The following is a 21,176-nucleotide window of genomic DNA, read 5'->3' on the forward strand; positions in this document are numbered from 1 at the left end:
TTGATTAGCCAGTTCCGGGACAAATTGATACCTGTTATGCTGTCGGCTAAATCGGGCGAATAACCGCCCGCACCGGGCTGCCGTCTCCGTCTTTGATCGGGAGCGGCAAGGCAATTAGTTCATAATTTCCTTCTTCTACCTCATCCAGCATGATGTTTTCCAGTATATGAATGCCATTCCGATATAAGGCATGATGCGTTTCCATCTCTTTGCTGTCGAGCTGATCGACAGATGGCACATCCACTCCGAGCAGGCGCACCCCTTTGCTGCCAAGGTGGTCTGCCAAATCCTCCGTCAATTCAGGAATCCGATTCGGAAACACTTCCGAATCATTCGGAACCGAGGTCCTAAGCAGCACACGTTCTGCGCCTTCGAGATCAAACTTTTTCAGAACCTCCGAGTCCACCTTTTCATACCCAGATACATCGATCACCCTCGCTGGTCCGACATACAGCTCAATGTCCAGATCCAGGATTTTTTCGCCTTCATCATTAAAATGGAACGGCGCATCGACATGGGTGCCCGTATGCAGGCTGGTCGTAATCCGGCCGATATTGACAGAGCCAGTTTGTTCTTTTGTAAAAGCTGTTTCATAGCTGAAAGGGGTATCACCCGGCCAATGGGCAATGCCGTTTGTGAGCGGCTGAGATATATCGATCCACCCTTTTTTCGTCATGCTACAACTCCCCGCTTATTTTCGAATTGCTTATATTTTTCCTCTTCCATGATGCCTTTTAGAATTTGCACGGTTTTCCACACATCTTCAAACGTGTTGTATAGCGCAACCGGCGCCAGTCGGATTCCATTCGGCGCCCGGAAATCCGGGATGACTCCCTCTGCCTTCAGCGCCTTGCAGATCCTTGCTGCTTCCGGGTGCTCCAGATAAATATGGCCGCCCCGCTTCTTTTCATCAAGCGGATTGCGCAGGACAAGGCCATGTCCTTCAAGCTCTTGCTGAATCAGTTCGATCATATAGCCTGTCAGCTGAAGAGATTTTTCACGGATTCGTTCCATGCCTACTTCATTAAACATGCTTAGTGAGCCAATAATCGGCGCCATGCTGAAAATATTCGGCGTACCGATCTGGTAGGCGCCTGCATCCTCAGCCGCAGTCAGCACATGTTCCATATCAAACTGCTTATCCTTGCGGGAGCTGAACCAGCCTGCCAGTCCCGGAACCTGTCCAAAGTGGCGCTTGTTCACAAACAGCCCGCCAGTTGAACCAGGACCGCCATTCAGATGCTTATAGTTGCACCAGAACGCGAAATCGACATCCCAATCACTCAGGGAATGGGGGACAGATCCAACCGAGTGGCATAGATCAAAGCCAATTTCAATCCCGCGCTTATGAGCCTCAGCAGTCAAATACTCCATATCCAGCACCTGGCCACTTCGATATAAAACACCCGGCAGGACAATCAGCGCGATTTCATCCGTCATGGCCGCGACAATGTCTTCTTCTCTCAATGTATGTCCATCCGCACTTTTCACCCGGACAAGATGCTCATCAGGATCATAGCCCTTCAGCTTCACCTGGCTTTGCAGCGCATAAATATCACTTGGAAAATTAAGCTCGTCTGCCAGTATCTTTGTTCTTTTTCCTTCCGGCTTGTAAAAAGTGGAGACTAGCTGGTGAAGGTTAACGGTTGTGGAACCGCTTACAACTACTTCCTCCGGATTTGCCCCTACGATTGGCGCAAGCTCTTTACCCAGTTTTTCAGATAGATAAAACCAGGGATTATCCCCTTCTGTCCACCCGTCAATGGCATGGTTCTTCCAGGAATCCAGCAGGTCAAGGAGTGATTTCTCCGCACGTTTTGAAAGCAGGCCAAGTGAATTGCCATCCAGATAAATTCCATCTTCTTTTATATAAAACTCTTCCCGGCAGGACAGGTCATTTTGTTCATCAAGTCTGACTGCATACTCTTTTGTTATATCCATAGATTTCCAACCTTTCAGAATATTTATTATTTACGAAAATTATATTGTTTGATTGACACTATGTCAATGATATAATGTCAGTAATATTAGAAAATAAACAAGGGAATGAAATAGATGAATAATTCCATAGATCAATTGCCGGCGAGGCAGCAGCAGGCCCTGAAAACACGCCAAAAGCTTCTCCAGGCCGGTAAAGAAGTTTTTCTCGAAAACGGATTTCAAAAAGCGACCATCTCCCAAGTGATCAAAAAAGCAAAAACAGGCTATGGTACGGCATACGTCTATTTTAAAAATAAAGACGAGCTTTTCATTACATTAATGGAAGATCTTATGAACCAGTTTTACGAAGTGGCAGAGATGCCCTTTAAGCCGCAGGCCAAAGAAGAGGCCTATGAAAATATTAAAAAGCAGGTGAGGCTGTTCCTGCAGTTGGCTTTGGATGAGCGGGACATGATGAAGGTCGTAAAAGAGGCAATCGGCGTCTCACCTGAGATAGAGGAAAAATGGTACGGAATCCGTGAACGCTTCATCGAACGGATTTCAGTCGACATCCGCTACGCTCAGTCACAAAAGCTTGCCAAAGAGAACCTTAACCCGGCCCTCACCGCGAGAGGCTGGTTCTATTCGAATGAAATGTTCATGTGGGAGCTGGTGATGAACAAGGAGAAGTATCAGATGGATGATGTGATTGTGAACTTGACGAGGATGTATACAGGCGGATTGTACGAATAAAGCGAGGATTAATGACAACGCAAAAAAGGTGCCTCTCCCTTAGGAAAGACACCTTTTTTCAATTTCAAAACTACTTCCGAACGTTTCGGAAGGGACAGGCTTCGTGTCCCGCTTCTTAGATCCACTCTTTCCCGTGCTGACGAATGAATTCAATATCTTTTTGATAGTGTTCATAATGGCCTTCATCCAGCATTTTTTGAAAGGCAGCGTCACCCTCACCGGCTTTTCTTTTCATGTACTGACATAATCCTTCTAACCGGAGCAATACCATCTCCACATAGTCTTCTTCCATTTCCGCCATACCGTAGGATTCAAAAAACAACTTAACTCTTTGTCTTATGCGGCTGGCATCAAGAGGTGGATTATAATGAACGGCTTCGCCTGTTTCGGTATGATAATGCCTGCTTAATGGAACGCAGGTATAAAGAGCATACGCTATGTCCCATAGTCTTGGTCCGGGAGCCGCAAGGTCAAAATCGATAATGCCTGCCGGCTTTTCGTGATTAAAAATAATGTTGTAAATGGCAAAATCATTGTGACAGACAACCTCCTGGTTATCTGGAGTATTGTCTAATGGCTTCCATTCACTCGGTATAGGAAAATCACTCACCGCATCATGATAGTGCCGGAGCATCTTCGCTATTTGTTTTAAAACATCATTGGACCACATGTATTCTTTTAAAGGGTAATTGCCCGCTTCCCCTTCAATATAGGATAAAATTTCTCTGCCTTTGTCATCCATTCCTAGAAACTTTGGCGCAAAGTTGAAACCTTTGCTTTCCAAATGCTTTAATAAACGGTGAATTCTGGGACTGTCCGGCTTCAGTTCACGCCGGACAGTATCTCCGGAACGATAGACACGAGAGACATTCCCTCCTGTCAGCAGCTCTTCGTTTTGATTCTTCATTAAAATTCCCCCAATAATATAGGGACCCAGCAGCTGTGTCAATAGAGATGTATTTTTACCCAAAAATAAAAGCAGAGCTGCGAAAGGCATCTGCTTGGCAATGGGAATTTAATTGTCCACACCATGTATCCCTTGAATGATTTCAGATAGACAAATAAACGCACCCTTACAAATCAAGGACCGCCGCCTGTCTCTATCCAATTAATGAATCATTTCAAGTTATTCCACATGTGTAAAATAGATTCCCCTTTCTTTACATCTCTTGAATAGACTTTACCATAGAATGGAATCTAATGGTATCTGCTTTTATGATTATTCAATTATTTCAGGTCGATTCTGATATCCTTTTCTCATAATCAATATATTCCTCAATAAAACCCCTGTATTCACCTGTTAATCCATCCGGCAAGTTACACAGCCCAAAATACTGCAATTCTAACGACTCGTTATAATCTGCCTTCAGCTCTCCACTTACTTTTTTCGTAAAATATAGGGCTGTTGCAGAATAAAGTTCGTCACCATTTTGAACTTTCAAGTAGTACTCGGAACCGGAAAATACATTCAGCAGCTTCAGGTTTTCCACTGCCAATCCTGTCTCTTCAAAGACTTCTCTTTTTGCTGTTTCTTCAAAGCTTTCCCCCAAATCCATCAGCCCGCCTGGCAGCCCCCAGCAGCCATCATGCCTTTTTTGCAATAACACTTCATTTCGCTCATTTAAAATAATGACCACTGAACCCGGCAGAATAATGGGTCTATGCCCTACATACTGTCTGAGATATTTATAGTATTCCACTTTCCTTAGCCCCCTCTGTTCCAATGACAGGCCAATAAACCTGTCGCCTTCTCCCACCTTACATATTCTTGAAATTTGTGCTGGATACCTTTTTTCATCTGCAAAATCCCTGCGGTCCGCAGCATTATCACAAAAAGGACTGCCATATGCAAATGGCAGTCCCTCTTTTGTTTCTCTCGCGAAATGCGAATTACTTAATCCACAACCGGAAACCACCCCGGAGTGTTCACAATTGCCTGCCAGAGCGGATCCGGGATAACCAGTTTTTCCTGGTCCTTTTTAGATAATGTGACGGCAATTTCAGATTCTTTTCCTTCCTGTACCTTCAGCACCCAATCCGGCTCCATAATCAGCTCGCGGCCAAGGGCGACCATGGCCACTCCTGTTTCCAGTGCTTTCACAGCTTCATCAGGAGTATGGATCGCCCCTACTCCGATAAGCGGAAGGCGATTATTGATTTTTTCTAATAGATGCTGTATTCTCGGCTTAGCTTCATCAGCCCCGCGTCTCGGTTTGGACCAGAAGTCCATCAGGGAGACATGAAGGTAGTCCAGCCCTTTATCTGACAGGACATCCACCAGTTGAAGAGTATCGTCCATGGTGATTCCTGGATCGGTCGGTTCTTCCGGAGAAAAACGGTATCCTACAATGAATGGCTCCTTTGCATGCTCTTTTACCGCTTTTTGGACTGCATCTACCACAGCAAGAGGAAACGTCATGCGTTTCTCAAGGCTGCCTCCGAATCGGTCCTCACGGCGATTTGAATGCGGAGAAAAGAACTGCTGAATTAAGTAGCCATTGGCGCCATGGATTTCAACGCCATCATAGCCTGCCTCGATGGCCCGGCGGGTAGTCTCGCCGAAAGCGGCAATGATTTCCTCCACTTCTTTTTCCGTCAGTGCTCTTGGCGTATTGCTGCTTCCTTCAGATGCAACCGTACTGGCACTGACTGTTTCGCCATTTGGAACGAGCTCTGGCGGACATTCTCTCCCGCCATGGAAAATCTGCAAAATGGCTTTGGCACCCTGCTCTTTAATGCTTGATGCCAGCCTTGAAAGACTTGGAATCATCCCGTCATGATCGCCGCCGAATTCACCATGGAATCCTTTTCCGTTGGCTGTCACATTTGTACAGGCCGTAATCACCATTCCGGCCCCTTTGGAGCGGCGTACATAATAATCGATCTCGGCATCTGACACGGTTCCATCCGGATGGGAAGCGAAATTCGTCATCGGCGCCAGGACCACCCTGTTTTTTATTTCGACCTTATTTTTTAACTCCAATGATTCTACTAGTGGTTTATAGCTTGGATTCATATAAGTCACTCCTTTTTTTCGTTCACACCTAGTTTGTTTAATGTTTACACAAAATAAACTGGCATCAAACTTACTGTAATACTATAAGTTACAGTTAAGGCAGTCAATTATTTGAATCGCAGCGTTCCCAAAGGAACAGAGGGACAGGTCCCTTGTCCCTCTGCTAAAGACTTATTCCTGGTCCCAGGATATATTCTCGATGATCACATCCAGTTGGCCGCTTGGGATCATGAGTGACGTTTTCTCTCCCAAATTTTTCAACAGAAGCTGTCTGCCAACCGGAGACAGGAACGAAATACAGCCATTATCAGGGTCTGACTCTTCCGGGAGGCAAATATGATAAACTTCCCGATCATCCTCCCCGTCAAACAATACGGTTACCTTTGTACCAATCAATACTTTCCGCAAAGGCTGTTCCGCCGGCGCCTGATTACAAAGAGCAAGGTATTGCTCTACTTCCCTTACATAAATACTGAGAAAATCCCTTCTTCTCTCCTTCAGCGGAGTGGAAGAAAGGTAAAGGCCATTCAAGTCCTGATGATTTTCATCAATATACGTCAGCTGTTTAATAAAGAATTCTTTTTCAGTGAGAGCTTCAAGACTATGGTTCATAATAGATAACCCCCCTGCTCGGATCAAACACCCTGCAAAACATCAATTTTTCTGTCATTTTCCATGCACCATCCTTTTTGAATATATAAAAAGCAGACCTTTCCCATTTGAAAAAGAAAGGTCTACTATATATTTACAACATAGCATATAGATACCTGAAAAGCCAGCTAACTTATGCGATCATTGGCAAACCCCGAGCGGATTCCCATCAGGATCAAAGAATGTAAAAAATTTCGTAGTCCCTTCTCCGCCAATTGGATTCACGTTTACACCTTTCTCAAGTAAAAGCTTATGAGTTTCTTCAATATCTTCCGGAATGAAGTTATAATATTTCCCCACGCCAAACTGATTTTCCGGAAACTTCATCGGCTGATGAGGACTGGTTCTGACAAGGCAGACGACAGTTTGCGCCTGTTCCCCAATCCGCATGACAGCTGCCTCTTTTTCCATGTAAATCAGCTGAAATCCCAGTATTTCTTCATACCAGCCTGCTGAATGCTCAGGGTTTTTTACCGGTATAAAAATTCCTTCCACGCCTTTTAGCAGCGGTTTGCTCATTAGAATCTCTCCTTTTAAATTTGAATGATATTTACCATCAATACTCATGCTTATTATTAGTGCTGCATTAATTCCTTCAGCCGCTTCATGGCCGAGTGAACCGTCAACCGATGGAAGGAGACGAGTTTCCCCTTAAAGACAACTGAATAGACACCATAAGGAGTCGGTGATAAGTCCATTAATTCTTTTCTGTTTTTAAAATTAATGATACTAACAGGGATGCCTAATTTATCGGCTGCTTCAATGATATTTTCTGCTGCAATGTCAACGTAAGGGCACTGAAAAGAACGCAGGATGGTCAGGCCGTGGAATTTATTTATTCTTTCATCCCAGTTGTCAGGAAAGAGCGGCAGCAGTCTGCCGGGATCAAATTGATAAACAAGCAGCTCAAACTGATAAGGTGCTGTATCCGCCAATCGAAACCCATTCTTGAGAAAAATCTCTTTGCCGGGTGTCCACGAGGTATCTGGATTTGTCACCACCAGCACACCCTGCTTCGCATTAATTTGCGCATCTTCTAGACATTTGCGGATCAGTCTGGAGCCGTACCCTTTTCCTGTCTCACTTACCCACAGGCAATGAATGACCAGATAGTTATCCGCATGAACAACTCTTGAAGAAAACGCAGCGTCCGTGTATTCAATAAAGCCTGCCTGTTTATCCCCTTCGAAAAGCTGTACATACTTTAGTCCTTCCTCGAACCGGTCGTTCAGCCATTTATTTTTATTTATGTACCCCAGCGAATTCTTTTTGCTTCTAAGACAAAAGCTCCCCGCCCCTTCCAAGATTTCGGCATCGCACTCAGCCATTCGTACATCTGCCAATACAACCACTCCCTTTTCTATCCTATTACTTCTCCCTTTTGTATTATTTTTCCTTTTCAAATTCAGACTATCTGCTCTTTCTGCAAGAAAAAACGCTCCTGTTTTTGCAGGAACGTTAGATTTAGACTGGTTGTTCTCTTGTATTCGCGCTTCTTGTGTCCGAAGTTGATCCATGTTCAGACTCTTCCCACTGCTTTCCCTCTTTTAGTTTGGCTTCGGACACACACCGATTTCCCTTTGTACTGTCCGAACAGGGAGAGCGGGCCCGCTATGAATACTTTTCCAAATTTTAAGCACTCTAATTGTGTATGGGAGGTGAAGGATTTGACGCGTCAGAACAATAAATCAGAGAAACAGAAAACAAATTCCGCAGCAGTCAACCGGCAGGGTTCAGGATCAGAATATGAAAAAGAACGTGCCGGGCATGTGGAAGGGTACGGTCAGCCCTACCCGGAAAATGAAGCTAAACAATAATGACGGGCAAGAGTGAATTAGACGTTAATTCACTCTTTTTAGATTGCCTTCACCACTTTGGATGCCTTTTCTGCAGGCTTTTTCCACATCAGGGTTAGACCGATCCCCAATGCGGTGACGATAGCTGCGAAATAGTAAGGGTAGTTAATATCGATATCAAACAGCATCCCTCCTATAATAGGTCCGCTGATATTCGCGAGGCTTGTAAACATCGAATTCATTCCGCCCACAAAGCCCTGTTCATTGCCGGCGATATTGGAAAGATAGGAAGTGATAGCCGGACGGAATAAATCAAATCCCACAAAAACAATGAAGGTTACAAGCAGGATCGCAAAATAGGAATGAACAACGGTCATTAAAAACACAAGCAGGCCGGATAATAGTAAGCTGTAGCGGATCAGTTTGATTTCGCCCCAGATGCGGGTAAGGCGGTCAAATAGCAGGATTTGCGATACTGCGCCAAAAATGGCTCCGCCCGTTATAACAATAGCAATATCCGATGGTTTGAACGCAAACTTGTGATCCACAAATAAACTAAAGAAGGATTCAAAAGCGGCAAGCCCGAATGAGGCAATAAAAATCAGAATAAAGGCAAGGAGATACTTTGGCTCCATTACACGCCTGAAGCCGCTCTTTCCTGCTTCGGCTCCTTCATTATATTCCTCATTGCGCTCAGGCTCTGTTAATAAAATTAGGGAAAGCACCGCTGCAAGTGCACCAAGTCCCCCTGCAAAGAAAAATGGCATCCGCGTTCCGAACTCTGCTAAAAATCCACCGATGCCTGGGCCGATGATAAATCCGGTGCTGATGGCCGCTGACATATACCCGAGTGCCTTCGGGCGGGTTTCAGTCGTGGTAATATCCGCAATAAACGCTGTAACGGCCGGCATAATAAAGGCCGCACTAATTCCGCCTAAGATGCGAGAAAAGAACAGAACCTCGATTTCTTTGCCGATCCCGAATAAGAATTCTGATAGGCCGAAAATAAACAGGCCGGTGACAATCATGATTTTCCTGCCCCATTTATCGGCTGCCCTCCCTGCAAACGGGGAAACAATCAGCTGGGCCAATGCAAATGCGGCTGTCAAATAGCCGATCGTTGTGCCCGTTATGCCCAAATCATTCATCAGCGTTGGCAGGACAGGAATGACCAGGCCGATTCCCAGAAAGGCAATGAATAAATTCGTCAATAATAATCCTAATGTGATTTTTTGTGTTTTCATCTATATCAGGCTCCTTACAAAACAGTCAAACTTGATTTATATATACGATCTATCCTAGTGTATATAGTAACTATATAGTCAAGGGCAGTGATGTAAAAAATGAGTAAAAAAGACGGCAAATATCTAACGACAGGTGAATTCGCAAAGCTTTGCAAAGTTAACAAGCAGACCATTTTTTATTACGATCAGATTGGGATTTTGTCCCCGGTTATGAAAAATGAAAAAGGATACCGCTATTATTCCATTCATCAATTAGAGTTGTTTTTTGTGATTGATTTATTGAAGGATCTTGGCATGTCGCTAAACGATATACAGCAGTACATGCAAAATAAATCGCCCGAAAGCTTTTTATCCATCATGTACAGGAAAAAAGAAGAGATTGTAAAGAAGCGTCAGGAAATCGAAATGAAGGAGAAAATGATTGAAGCCAAAATAGCCATAATGGAAGAAGCCTCCCACCTTAATTTTAACCGGATTACACTTCAGCGTTTGCCGGAAGCAATCCTTTATTTAAGCAGAAACATTCAAAATATATCGGACGAAGGATTTTTAGAGGTCATCTCGGATTTTATTAATGAATTGCAGATCTCGCAGATTGATTCAGGCTATCCGATCGGGTCCATAACGAAGCGTGAGCAGGTGCTGAAGGGGGAATACGCCAATTACAGCTATTTGTATATCGAGCAGCCCAATCCAAAGGAAGGCCATCCCTATTTCCGGGCCGTTAAAGGGGATTTCCTCATCGGCTATCATGTTGGGAGCGAAAAAACGATCGGCGATACGTATAAGCTGATGTTTTCAGAGATGGACCGGCTTGGTTTAACCTTGGGAGAGCATGTATTTGAAGAGTACATTTATGATACTGTTGTCCGGAATGATAAGGAGCATTATGTTACGAAAATTATGATGGAGGTGGACCGGGTGTAGGATACTAAACATTTGCCCTGCTCATCAGTGAGCGGGGTCTCATAAGTTCACAAAAAAACAGGCCCATAAAGGGCCTGCTCTGAGTTGGTTTAAAATTAAGCTTTGCGAACGTTAGCTGCTTGAGCTCCACGCTGGCCTTGCTCAACGTCGAAAGTCACTTCTTGACCTTCTTCTAGAGATTTGTAGCCTTCGCCTTGGATAGCTGAGAAATGAACGAATACGTCTTCTCCACCTTCACGCTCGATGAATCCGAATCCTTTTTCACTGTTAAACCATTTTACTTTACCGTTTTCCATTTTTGTTGCCTCCTTGTGTGTAAACCACACATTGTGTTACTATCCTTGCTCTCAGTGATCATCAAGACGTAAAGTTATTACTCAAACTATCCTTTACACCGAACAAAAATAATTCTTAATAAGCATACCACTTTTCAGAATTATATGCAAGGAACACAATAATTTATTTAATTTAGAACACTCGAATCCGGCATTCACCCCTGGTGTGACGCAGGTTTTGGTTGATACTTAAAATCCTCGGTTCCCGCTTTCTGTGTCTGAACTTGCTCCAGGTTCTGACTCTAACTCGCGCTTTCCTGCTTTCTCTGTCTGAAGTTACTCCAAGTTCGGACTCTGCTGACGGTATTTCTTCCTTTTCTGTCTGAATCAGCTCATGAGGCAAAAAATTCTCCAAAAAACAAAGGGCCAGATTTAATCTGACCCTAGATATTAAATCGCCGACTGTATCTGCTTCGTATAGAAAAAGCGGACAATGAAGAAGTAAACAATCTGGATGGCCAGGAAAACACTCAGAACAGCAACTGATTCTTTAAACAGGTTAAAGTAGAACAGGTTCGATAACGCAGTCAGGGCAACAGCTCCATGGATTAGAGCAACAAGGATCGGCGCGAAAAACAGAATCATCGTCTGTCTGTTTAAGACCTTTTTCAGCTCTCTACCGGTCAGACCCATTTTGGAAATCGACCTGAATTTTTGTTTATCTTCATCCAGGTCCATGTAAAGGCGGAAATACAGGAAGCTGCCGGCAGAGACGAAAAAGACAATCCCGATAAACAGCCCGACAAATAAAATGGGCCCGTAGCCTTTCATTATTTCATATATTTCGTATTCTGCCGATGTAATTTCATATCTTGGCAGCTCTTTGTACAGCTTTTCAGAGGCAGCCATTACCCTTTCCTCTCCATCTGTTGCCTGCCAGGCATAATAGCTTTCCTGGAACTCTGGTTCAGGAAGCTTTCGGTAGTCATCATCTGATACAACAAAATACGAATCTGTAGCCGGCAGTGCCTTCGAATGAATGACTTCCTTTGGCTTCAAAATTGTGCCGGACGTCAGTGTAATGGTTTCACTCAGGAGCTCCTTCGTTTGCCCGAAGTTGGTCCCTTTAAACTCCACTGTCATTACTTGACCGTCTTTTAGGTCAACCGGATCTTCGTCAATGAGCGATGCAAAGCGGTTAAAATCGGATTGACGCGCAATCAGAATGGTATCCCCGCCAACTTCAAAGTAGCGTAAAACAGTATGCTCCGAATCCGCTTCAATTTTTTCTTCCTTTAACGTCTGATTGATAAATTCAACATTCTTCACTTCATTTTCTTCAGATGTTTTATAGGAAAACGTTGTAGCATTGATATTTTTTATGTTTGAAGTCAGCACGGTTTGAAATCCGAATAAAGAACCAATTGCACTGAAGGCAACCGTTGAAACCATCGCAACCATGAAGAATGTCCGAGCATTATCCTTCATGCGAAAGGCCAAATCTGAAAACAGCAGCATATTCGTCTTAAACCAGAAAACCCGCTCATTCTTCTTTAATCGTCTAATGATAAACACGCTTAATTGCGTAAATAACAGATAGGTCCCAATGCAGACAACGATGATCACCGGCACCATGACCGCTACTACCATCACACCTTTTGTGAGTAGAGCGACTGCATACCCCGCACCTAATAAAAGGACCGCCAGCACCGTTAAGAAAAGATTTGCTTTTGGCTCACCCTTTGACATCTTATTTCCTTTAATTAATTCAATCAGCTTTTTGCTGCGCAGAACATACGTCACAAATAAGGAGATAAAGAAAAATAAAATAATAAAAGAAAAGAAGGTGATCAGGATGGCCTTCACTGGAAAATAAAAAGACAGAGTCTGCTCAATTATCAGCACATTTTCCGCAAGCAGCAAAATCGCCTTTGCAAATACAACGCCGAGGAGAATTCCGCTTAGGGTTGCCAGAAAGCCAATCAGCATATTTTCCAAAAAAACCATAAGACGGATCTGTTTCATGCTCATGCCCTGGATCATTAATAACCCAAATTCTTTTTTCCGGGACTGCAGAAAAGAACTCATCGAATATAAAACAAAAAAGAACGAAAATACGTAGATAATACCTGCTGCCGCGTTCATTCCCTTTGTAACAACAGAGTTCATGCCATCACCGCTTAAGGAAGGGTGATTCGCAAAAGTCGAAAAGGTAAAGAAGACCATGACCGTAAATAAACTGCTGAGGAAGTAGGCCGCATATAAGCGTTTGTTCCGTATTACGTTATTAAACGCGAACTGACGAAAGGTCATGTGCATCCCCTCCCAGCAGCGAAAGTGTATCGATGATCTTTTGGAAAAAGGCCTGGCGGTTATCGCCGCGGTGTATCTCCGAATAGAATTTTCCGTCCCGGATGAAAATGACCCGGTTGCAATAGCTCGCTGCCTGCGCATCATGCGTGACAAGCATCATGGTTGTCTTCTCGGTTTGATTGATTGATTCAAGCATCTCCATAACATCCTTGGAAGACTTTGAATCCAGATTTCCTGTCGGCTCGTCCGCCAAAAGCAGCTTAGGCGTATGAATCATTGCTCTTGCCACAGCAGCTCTTTGCGCCTGTCCGCCTGATATTTCATACGTCCGCTTTTTCATAATTTCTGTAATCCCCAGTTTTTCAGCGATTTCGTATGCCTTGTCTTTCATTTCCTTCACTTTTTTCCCATCCAAAGTTAACGGCAGGACCATATTTTCTTCAACCGTCAAGGTATGAAGCAGGTTGAAGTCCTGGAAGACAAAACCCAGTTCACGGCGCCGGAATTGAGCCAGCTCCTCTTTTTTTAAGACATGGGGATTTCTTTCATTGATCAGAATTTCTCCTGTTGTCGGTTCATCAATGGTCGCAATCATGTTCAGCAGCGTCGTTTTCCCGCTTCCCGAAGGACCCATGATTCCGACAAACTCACCTTCTTCAATGGTTAAGTTAATATCCGTTAACGCTCGATAGGCGATCTTTCCTTCATAAATCTTGCTTACCTGTTTCACTTTTAGCATCACAAGTTCTCCTTTCACAGTCAGTTGACTTGTGATCAGTATATCCTCTATTAGCTATTCCAAAAATCGATTTTTCTTTCACTTACCTTACAAGATTGTAAGGTTCTGTGATTTACCGAAAGTCAGCCGGAAAAGGGACCCTTCCCCAAGCGCGGATTCCAGTTCAATCCGATGGCCAAGGTAGTCGGCCGCCTCCTTCGTCAAGTACAGCCCCATACCTGTGGACTCTCTGAATTTCCGCCCATTTTCACCGGTATAAAAAGGTTCAAACACACGGCGCTTGTCCGCCTCTGGAATCCCGGCGCCAAAATCCTTCACTTCTAAGACAGCTTCCCCGTCTTTTTCATAGACGGAAATATCAACTCGGCTGCTCTTTCCCCTGGAATACTTGACCGCATTATGGATCAGCTGAGAAAGCATAAAGAACAGCCATTTCTCATCTGTCTCCACGATTATGTTTTCTATTTCCTGCAGAAGATTCGGATACACTCCGTTCCGGATATAAAATCGTTTGTTTTCGCCATTTACTTCATGAATGATTTTCGACAAGTGTACAGGTTTGATATGAAAATCCTGTTCGATTGTCCGGAGTCTCGCCATATAAAGGATCGTGTTCAGCCCCGTTTTCATCCGGTCTGTTTCTTCCCGGATGCTGGATGAATCCGGTTCATCCAGGTTTTGCGCAATCAGTTCAATGACAGAAAGCGGTGTTTTCATCTGATGGACCCATTGATCCATGAACTTCAGGTGCTCATCCTGCCTGGATTCCAGCGCCTTTATTCTCGTTTGATAATGTTTATACTGGTTCTTCAGCAGTTCATCAAGCGCCCTTGAAATGGGGGAGTTTTCTGTTGTTTGAAAGGAATCGTCAAGAGAAGAAAGCTCATTTGTCAGCCTTTTATAAAACTTGCGGCGGCTAAAATAGTGGTAGGACAGGTAAGCCTTGAGAAAGAATAGGCCGAGAAATATGCCATAGAGAGCCGGCAATAGACGCTGGTAGCCATCAAGCCAGTAGATAGCCAGAACCATAAAAAATTGAACAATCTGTACAGCAATTAATAGCGCGTGCTCTTTAAAAAATAATTTCATGTCCCTCCAGCCTTTCACCAGGTAACAATCAAACGATAGCCTGCCCCTCTCACGGTTTCGACCGCTCCTGAAAGCCCGATTGCCTCAAATTTTTTTCTTACCCTCGCCATATTTACATTCAGTGTATTTTCATCCACATAAACCAGCTCATCCCACAGCTTTTCAAGAAGATCCTCACGCCCGGCCACACGCGGGTGCCGCTCCAGGAGACTTTCGATAATGTCCGCTTCTTTTTTGGACAGCTGGACCGTTTTATCACGAAATGCGAGTTCCATTCTTTCCGGAAACAGCTTTAATCCTTCTGCCTCAAGTACCCTCTCCTGGGCCTGTGTAGCATATTCCCCGTAAGCCCGTCGCAGCTGGCTGCGGATTTTCGCCATCACAATTTCCGGATGAAACGGCTTAGTAATGAAATCATCGCCGCCATTCTCGAGCGCCATTACCTGATCCATCTCCCCTACCCGAGCCGAAATGAAAATAACCGGACAGATCGATTCCTTCCGGATTTGCCTGCACCAGTAATACCCATCAAAGCTCGGCAGATTAATATCGAGGAGCACAAGATCCGGTTTATGCTTATGAAACTCTTCCATCACATGATCGAATTGTTCCGCAGCCGCAGCTTCATAGCCATACTTCACTAAGTGTGACTTCAGGTGCTCTGCGATCTTCGGGTCATCCTCAATAATGAATATTTTCTTCATCCTCTCACTCCTTTGTCTTAGAAAATTATGCCATACGATTTATAGGAAAAAAAGAGCTGCCTCAGCAGCCCTTCTAGATGCAAGCTTTCTTTTCTAATGTACTGATCCATTTGTAATACCCCATTAGGATTATTAATAGAATCGGATTTACAAAGGCAGAATACCATAAATTCCACCATCCATAATGAAAGAAACCAAATGGATGTGGCAGCAGGGTTGCCGCTTCATAGCTCAGCAGGAAGATCTCCCAAATAATAAAGTAGCCCACCTTTTTCATGAAAGAGCCCGAAAAAGGATACCAATTAATAAACATCAAATTTACAGGCGGGATTAAAATGGTGTAGGCCGGAAGTGCCTCCCAGTCTATTCCTTGAGTAAAGTACCAGTATCCTTTGTACTTGAAATCCACAAAAATATCAAAGAATAATTGGAAGGCTATTGAAAAACCCAGATATGGACAATTTTATTGGCCGATATTCCTTTAATGGTCTTATATATGATCAAATTAAACAGAACTACTGAAGCAATTTGTAAAATCATTTTCCACTCCGGAACTTTTTTTGATAGTATTTGCAGTTTGCGGGGATTCAATCCCTTCTTGATGCTCACTTAGGGACCAGTTTCCCTCATATACAAATTGAACATGGATAGTGAAAAGTTAGACTGTTCTCCCCCAACATGACAAAAATGTCACTTTACATTCTGTTACATCGATGGCTGGCGGGAAGTATAGCCGGTATAGTGTGATAGTGAAGGAGGTCGAAAACATGACCAAAATGATACAAACCAAAAACCTATCAAAATCATATGGAAAAACACAGGTCTTAAAAAATATTGATTTGACTGTTGAACAAGGGGAATTGACTGCCATTATGGGTCCGTCCGGATCCGGAAAAACCACCTTAATGAACACCCTGTCCACCATTGATGACTTTAGCGGGGGGAATGTATGGATAGAGGGAAGTTCCCTTTTACATATGAAAAAGAAGGATCTGCGGTCGTTCCGCCAAAAAAGAATGGGATTTATTTTTCAGGATTATAACCTGCTGGATACCTTAACGGTGAAGGAGAACATCCTCCTCCCGCTTTCTCTTCAAAAAACACCTGTTGATGAAATGGAAAAGCGGTTAGCCAGATTGGTTGATGCCTTAACGATTGAATCCATTTTACATCAATATCCTTCTGAGATATCAGGCGGTCAGAAACAGCGGACAGCTGCCGCAAGGGCAATCATTACAAATCCCGCCATTGTATTTGCTGATGAACCAACGGGTGCACTCGACTCCCGGTCTGCTACCCAGCTGCTGGAACAAATTCAATTGCTCAATGAAACCTTCAGGACTACTGTTCTGATGATTACACATGACCCCTATGCAGCCAGCTACTGTCAGCGGGTTATTTTTCTCCGTGATGGAAGAATCGTCAATGAAATGTTTAAAGGCGAGCAGACGGAAAAGGAATTCTTTGATCGCATCCTGACGATTCAAAGTGCTTTAGGAAGTGACCGGCGATGAACTTAGTGGATTTATCATGGAGGAATATGAAACGGAACTTCCGCTTGTATTCCATTTATTTCATCTCGATGTTTGTCGGCGTTGTCATTTACTTTACTTTCTCGGGTCTCATGTTTAATAAAGATGTAGTCGAAGCCATTCAAAATAAGGAAAACTACAAAATGGTTATTTCCCTGGCTTCGGTGATTGTCTTTTTGTTTATTGTCTTCTTTATTTTATATGCGAACTCTTTTTTCATGAAGCAGCGAAAAAAGGAATTCGGCATGTATTTGCTTTACGGCATGAAGGAGAGACAAATTGCCGCAATGGTCTTCTTTGAAACCTTATTCTTGAGCGCCATTTCGGTTTCCAGCGGGATTTTAATCGGTGGACTGCTATCGAAGTTTTTCGGTGCAGTATTAATGAACTTAATGCGCTACAATGAGGAAATTTCTTTTGCTTTTCCATTAGAGGCGATTGGATCAACTGTTCTGTTATTTGCCTTATTAATAGTCATCATTACCATTCAAAGTTATGTAACTGTCCGGCGTGTCCAGTTAGTGGAATTGTTTCATGCAAAGGAAAAGATAGAAAAGCCATTTAGATTTTCTTTTGCCTTCGCGCTGCTGTCCATTCTATTGATTTCCGGATCATACTATATGATTACCATAGGAGATACGGACATTTGGAAAAATCATTTTAATGAAACCTTAACAGCTGTAGCGGCAGCTTTGATTGCCGGGACCTATTTATTTTTCCGGCAGTTCTCTGGATGGATGCTCCAAAAGCTGAGCCAGCAGAAAAACTATTTTATGGGCAGTAAAATGTTATGGATCTCTTCTCTCCGTTTTTCCATTCGAGGAAATACAGTCAATTTCACCTTCAATTCACTGATTAGTGCGATTGTCATCTTTACAGTCGGATTTCTTGCTGTTGACTATGCCATGAAAAGCGAAGTGGTAAAAAAAGAATACCCGAATCATTTTGCCTTTTCGACCCAGGATGATGAAACTCAAAGACATATTGAAAAAATGATGAATGAGTCACATCCCATCCTTGCTCATGAAACCCTTACAGGAATTCAAACAGAAAAGATCCAAAACAGAAAGGCATTCTTTAGCTATCCTGAATATTACACCGAGGAATTTCACCTTTTCCCGGAGTCCCAATTAAATGCCATTGTTGATTTGAGAGGAACTGGAGAAAAAGTAGAAATTGCCGGGGAGGAGGCCATCCTATTAACAAGGGGGATTGATGAACCGGTAAAATATAAAGGTTCTCAGCCTGAAATAACCGTTTTGAAAGACCATACATTTCGTATAGCGGAAAAAATACGGTACCCGCTGTTAACCATCCCAACGATGCCTGGCGGAAAAACCGATCCCCAGCCTTCAGTACTCATTGTTTCAGACGAGGCTTTTGAGGAACTAAGAAAAGGACGCACCCTTTCTTCATTTGAAATTTATCAAATTGAAGATCCAAAAACATCCAATGATGTATCACGGGAAATCCATGACATCGTGATGAAAACAGAAGGAGCCTATTATTCGGCCTATATTGATATGTATTCCATAGATACGGAGTCATCTTCTTTAATCTTATTCTCCGTTGCCTTTTTTGCTGTTATTGCGTTGTTTGCTTTAGGGAGTGTCATTTATTTTAAACAGCTGCGAGAAGCTACAGAAGAACGGGAACACTACGCCATTCTGCGAAAAATCGGTGTGGACGACAAAGACATGAAAAAAATTATCCGCAAGCAATTGCTGTTCGTATTTTTGCCTCCGCTCCTGCTGGGATTGCTGCACAGCTGGTTCCTTTTATATTACACCGTCATCCTGGTTATCAAAGATTTGCCTTCTTTAACGACCATTATTTTTTCCGTCATGGGATTATATGTGCTAACATATTTAATCTTTTACGCATCATCTGTATCTATTTACTACAAAATTGTCAGCGAAAAAAACACACGATGAGCTTTACTCATCGTGTGTTTTTTTTATTAGTAAAAAGGGATCGCTATCAAGCGGGAAGTGAACGATAAATTGGGTGTATTCATTCACTTTCGACGTGCAGCTAATATAATGTCCCAGTTTGTTGCACAGCTGCTGGGCTAAATATAAACCCATCCCGGTTGACTTCGAATGCAGCCGCCCCGTTTCTCCTGTAAAACCGCGATTAAATACTCTCGGAAGATCTTTCCCGCTGATGCCAATCCCATTATCGCGAATCACGAGCTGTTTTTCCTGCGGGGTTTCCACAACGGAAATGGTGATTTCTCCACCAGGTTCCGTATATTTCAAACTGTTTGTCAGAAACTGATTGACAATGAAATGGAGCCATTTAGGATCACTTTGAACTTCAAGCTTATCTGCCTGTATGTGCAGGCGGATGTTTTTTGAAATAAACGTTATGGAGTGGGACTTTACAATATCCTTCGTAATCTTGATTATATCGCATTTCCGGATATCGTAATCCTGATTAAAGCTGTCCAGTTTAGCGTAATAGAGTGCTTGATCAACATAATTTTCAACTTTGGCGATTTCTTCCCTTAAACTGTCTGCATCCATATCAGTCTGCTGCAGCAGGCGAAGAACCGCAATCGGTGTTTTGATTTCATGAAACCAGCTGACAATAAAATCATAATGTTCCTTCTGTCTGTCCTGAATCCGATTCATCTCCCGGATATGTTCCCGCCTCAGCTCATCGATGTGGGCCTTTGCAAATTCCCCTTCCAGAGACAGGCTGTCATAATCGGCCTTTTCCATTTGCCGGATCACACGCAGATTTTGCTGATACCGGTATAATAAAAACCCGATTAAGACAATCGAAGATAAGGTAAAGGCATAGAGGAATGTCCCCCATGCCAGCCTGCCATGGATATCAGTAAAAAAGATGGCGGCTGAAACCAGGAAGCTGATCAGATAGAGGACGATATAAGGCTTTTCATAGGATAGATAGCGAAGGAAAGTCATTCAATTATATACCCTAACCCTTTCCGAGTGACAATGAAGTCCTCTAGTCCAAGTGCGGCAATTTTCCTGCGCATCCGATTCACATTCACGGTAAGTGTATTATCATCAACAAACTGCTCCTCATTCCACAGCGCCTGCATTAAGTCATCCCTGGACACAATTTTCCCGATATTCCGCATCATCAGCTGCAAAAGGATAAATTCATTCCGGCTTAGCTCATTGCTTTCCCCATTCAATTCAATCATTGAATTGGTTACATTTAATTTCAGGCCGCGATGGATCAGACGGATATTCTCCTCTTCCTGATAGGTATACTTCCGGCGGATGAGCGCACTTATTTTGGCAAGAAGGATATCCAAATCAAAGGGCTTCTGGATAAAATCATCCCCGCCCATATTAATTGCCATTATGATATCCATATTCTGATTTCTGGAGGAAAGGAAAATAATCGGCACCTTTGAAACCGAGCGTATTTGCTGGCACCAGTAGTATCCATCAAAAACAGGAAGATTGATATCCAATAAAATCAGGTGTGGACTTGTCTGCTCAAATTCCGTCAGCACTTGATCAAACTGAGTTACCTCTACCACATCATATTGCCACTTTTTAAGCGTATCAGCGACAATCCGTCTTATTTTTTCATCGTCTTCGATCATCATGATTCTATACATTACTATCCCTCTTTGCTGGAAGAATGGAATTTGTTCAAAATTTTTAAGATACTGCTATTATTCCATACTGTAATCCTGAATTGAAATGATCACCTTATTGCTTGAGCTCATCAAGAGTCTTAAACATTCTCAAATATACATCACGAATGGATTCGTCGGTCAATTCGTCATTATACAGCCCATACTCCCAAGTTTGAAGGGAATCATTTTCTTCGGATGCTAAAACTCCCACAGCATAGCTTTTGCCAGCCTTCCATTTCCATGAATCACTATATTCTGTGTCTTCACCAATAAACGGGATATGACTGCTTGCCGATACAAAAAAGAACGGAATGGATGACTCTGCATATGTATCTGCATATTTGGCTTCAGCCGCTTGAGCAAGATTTTTTTCGGTTATGATAACTGCTTCATAAGAGCTTAATTCCTCATCTGTAAGCTCATCAATAGATAGTTCATTAAACTTCACTTGGTCTGCATCCACTCTTGGCGGGTCTCCAACGACCGCAATCCTTAATGCTTTTCCATCATACGGCTCGAGGTCAAGGGTTTGAGTGCAAGCTGATAGTAAAATAGTTAAAATTAGCAATATGTAAGAAATCTCTCTTGTCAT

The 21,176-nt window shown here is 43.2% G+C and carries 23 protein-coding genes; 5 read left to right on the plus strand and 18 right to left on the minus strand.

Annotated elements, in window-relative coordinates; all coding sequences use genetic code 11:
• Positions 1-46 precede the first annotated feature (46 nt).
• Both kynB and kynU read right to left on the minus strand, forming a co-directional pair.
• The gene (gene kynB, locus BK139_RS07515) at positions 47-676 is read right to left on the minus strand and encodes an arylformamidase (protein WP_076257733.1); all 630 of its coding nucleotides are present in this window, start codon (positions 674-676) and stop codon (positions 47-49) included.
• Positions 673-1,941, minus strand: coding sequence for a kynureninase (kynU, locus tag BK139_RS07520; protein ID WP_076257734.1), 1,269 nt, complete (start codon positions 1,939-1,941; stop codon positions 673-675). Before kynU ends, kynB begins: the two co-directional genes overlap by 4 nt.
• Before the next feature lie 114 nt (positions 1,942-2,055).
• On the opposite strand from kynU, the gene BK139_RS07525 reads away from it, so the two are divergent.
• Positions 2,056-2,673 carry a TetR/AcrR family transcriptional regulator gene (locus BK139_RS07525; protein ID WP_076257735.1) on the plus strand — a complete coding sequence of 206 codons (618 nt, stop codon included), beginning with the start codon at positions 2,056-2,058 and terminating at the stop codon, positions 2,671-2,673.
• Positions 2,674-2,788: 115 nt separating this feature from the next.
• Here the strand turns inward: BK139_RS07525 and BK139_RS07530 are convergent, their stop codons facing one another.
• The 6 genes from BK139_RS07530 to BK139_RS07555 all read right to left on the minus strand — a co-directional run bounded on the left by BK139_RS07530 (position 2,789) and on the right by BK139_RS07555 (position 7,668).
• Positions 2,789-3,580, minus strand: coding sequence for a phosphotransferase (locus tag BK139_RS07530; protein WP_076257809.1), 792 nt, complete (start codon positions 3,578-3,580; stop codon positions 2,789-2,791).
• A 325-nt stretch (positions 3,581-3,905) separates the two neighbouring features.
• Positions 3,906-4,373, minus strand: coding sequence for an NUDIX hydrolase (locus BK139_RS07535; protein ID WP_076257736.1), 468 nt, complete (start codon positions 4,371-4,373; stop codon positions 3,906-3,908).
• A 194-nt stretch (positions 4,374-4,567) separates the two neighbouring features.
• Positions 4,568-5,689, minus strand: a complete 1,122-nt coding sequence (locus BK139_RS07540; protein WP_076257737.1) for an NADH-dependent flavin oxidoreductase — start codon at positions 5,687-5,689, stop codon at positions 4,568-4,570.
• A 171-nt stretch (positions 5,690-5,860) separates the two neighbouring features.
• Entirely contained in the window at positions 5,861-6,301 is a 441-nt protein-coding gene (locus BK139_RS07545; protein WP_076257738.1) for a GreA/GreB family elongation factor, read from the minus strand.
• A 180-nt stretch (positions 6,302-6,481) separates the two neighbouring features.
• Entirely contained in the window at positions 6,482-6,859 is a 378-nt protein-coding gene (locus BK139_RS07550) for a VOC family protein (RefSeq protein ID WP_076257739.1), read from the minus strand.
• Positions 6,860-6,915: 56 nt separating this feature from the next.
• The gene (locus BK139_RS07555) at positions 6,916-7,668 is read right to left on the minus strand and encodes a GNAT family N-acetyltransferase (RefSeq protein WP_076257810.1); all 753 of its coding nucleotides are present in this window, start codon (positions 7,666-7,668) and stop codon (positions 6,916-6,918) included.
• Between the two features lie 339 nt (positions 7,669-8,007).
• On the opposite strand from BK139_RS07555, the gene BK139_RS23880 reads away from it, so the two are divergent.
• Positions 8,008-8,157: a hypothetical protein gene (locus BK139_RS23880; protein WP_175609073.1), complete on the plus strand. Its 150-nt coding sequence runs from the start codon at positions 8,008-8,010 to the stop codon at positions 8,155-8,157.
• Between the two features lie 38 nt (positions 8,158-8,195).
• Here the strand turns inward: BK139_RS23880 and norA are convergent, their stop codons facing one another.
• Complete coding sequence (gene norA, locus BK139_RS07560; protein WP_076257740.1) at positions 8,196-9,380, minus strand: multidrug efflux MFS transporter NorA; 1,185 nt, start codon at positions 9,378-9,380, stop codon at positions 8,196-8,198.
• Between the two features lie 99 nt (positions 9,381-9,479).
• Here norA and BK139_RS07565 point away from each other — a divergent pair, with 99 nt between their 5' ends.
• Entirely contained in the window at positions 9,480-10,307 is an 828-nt protein-coding gene (locus BK139_RS07565) for a MerR family transcriptional regulator (RefSeq protein ID WP_076257741.1), read from the plus strand.
• Between the two features lie 95 nt (positions 10,308-10,402).
• Here BK139_RS07565 and BK139_RS07570 read toward each other — a convergent pair whose 3' ends face one another.
• The 6 genes from BK139_RS07570 to BK139_RS24585 all read right to left on the minus strand — a co-directional run bounded on the left by BK139_RS07570 (position 10,403) and on the right by BK139_RS24585 (position 15,704).
• Positions 10,403-10,603: a cold-shock protein gene (locus tag BK139_RS07570; RefSeq protein ID WP_009335135.1), complete on the minus strand. Its 201-nt coding sequence runs from the start codon at positions 10,601-10,603 to the stop codon at positions 10,403-10,405.
• A gap of 429 nt (positions 10,604-11,032) precedes the next feature.
• Positions 11,033-12,895 (minus strand): ABC transporter permease, encoded by a 1,863-nt coding sequence (locus BK139_RS07575; RefSeq protein ID WP_076257742.1) that lies wholly within the window; start codon positions 12,893-12,895, stop codon positions 11,033-11,035.
• The gene (locus BK139_RS07580; protein WP_076257743.1) at positions 12,870-13,634 is read right to left on the minus strand and encodes an ABC transporter ATP-binding protein; all 765 of its coding nucleotides are present in this window, start codon (positions 13,632-13,634) and stop codon (positions 12,870-12,872) included. The genes BK139_RS07575 and BK139_RS07580 overlap by 26 nt, the downstream gene beginning before the upstream one ends.
• Positions 13,635-13,721: 87 nt before the next feature.
• On the minus strand, positions 13,722-14,723 hold the full coding sequence (locus BK139_RS07585; protein ID WP_076257744.1) for a sensor histidine kinase: 1,002 nt from the start codon (positions 14,721-14,723) through the stop codon (positions 13,722-13,724).
• Between the two features lie 14 nt (positions 14,724-14,737).
• Complete coding sequence (locus BK139_RS07590; RefSeq protein WP_076257745.1) at positions 14,738-15,427, minus strand: response regulator transcription factor; 690 nt, start codon at positions 15,425-15,427, stop codon at positions 14,738-14,740.
• Positions 15,428-15,500: 73 nt separating this feature from the next.
• The gene (locus BK139_RS24585; RefSeq protein ID WP_440230854.1) at positions 15,501-15,704 is read right to left on the minus strand and encodes a hypothetical protein; all 204 of its coding nucleotides are present in this window, start codon (positions 15,702-15,704) and stop codon (positions 15,501-15,503) included.
• A 490-nt stretch (positions 15,705-16,194) separates the two neighbouring features.
• On the opposite strand from BK139_RS24585, the gene BK139_RS07600 reads away from it, so the two are divergent.
• The gene (locus BK139_RS07600; RefSeq protein WP_076257746.1) at positions 16,195-16,941 is read left to right on the plus strand and encodes an ABC transporter ATP-binding protein; all 747 of its coding nucleotides are present in this window, start codon (positions 16,195-16,197) and stop codon (positions 16,939-16,941) included.
• Complete coding sequence (locus BK139_RS07605; RefSeq protein ID WP_076257747.1) at positions 16,938-18,893, plus strand: ABC transporter permease; 1,956 nt, start codon at positions 16,938-16,940, stop codon at positions 18,891-18,893. Before BK139_RS07600 ends, BK139_RS07605 begins: the two co-directional genes overlap by 4 nt.
• Positions 18,894-18,896: 3 nt before the next feature.
• Here the strand turns inward: BK139_RS07605 and BK139_RS07610 are convergent, their stop codons facing one another.
• From BK139_RS07610 to BK139_RS07620, 3 genes are all read right to left on the minus strand, one after another.
• Positions 18,897-19,892 (minus strand): sensor histidine kinase, encoded by a 996-nt coding sequence (locus BK139_RS07610; protein WP_076257748.1) that lies wholly within the window; start codon positions 19,890-19,892, stop codon positions 18,897-18,899.
• Positions 19,889-20,563 carry a response regulator transcription factor gene (locus BK139_RS07615; protein ID WP_076257749.1) on the minus strand — a complete coding sequence of 225 codons (675 nt, stop codon included), beginning with the start codon at positions 20,561-20,563 and terminating at the stop codon, positions 19,889-19,891. Before BK139_RS07615 ends, BK139_RS07610 begins: the two co-directional genes overlap by 4 nt.
• Before the next feature lie 94 nt (positions 20,564-20,657).
• Entirely contained in the window at positions 20,658-21,176 is a 519-nt protein-coding gene (locus BK139_RS07620; protein WP_286148207.1) for a hypothetical protein, read from the minus strand.

Source organism: Paenibacillus sp. FSL R5-0490, assembly GCF_001956215.1.
GTDB lineage: Bacteria > Bacillota > Bacilli > Bacillales > Cytobacillaceae > Cytobacillus.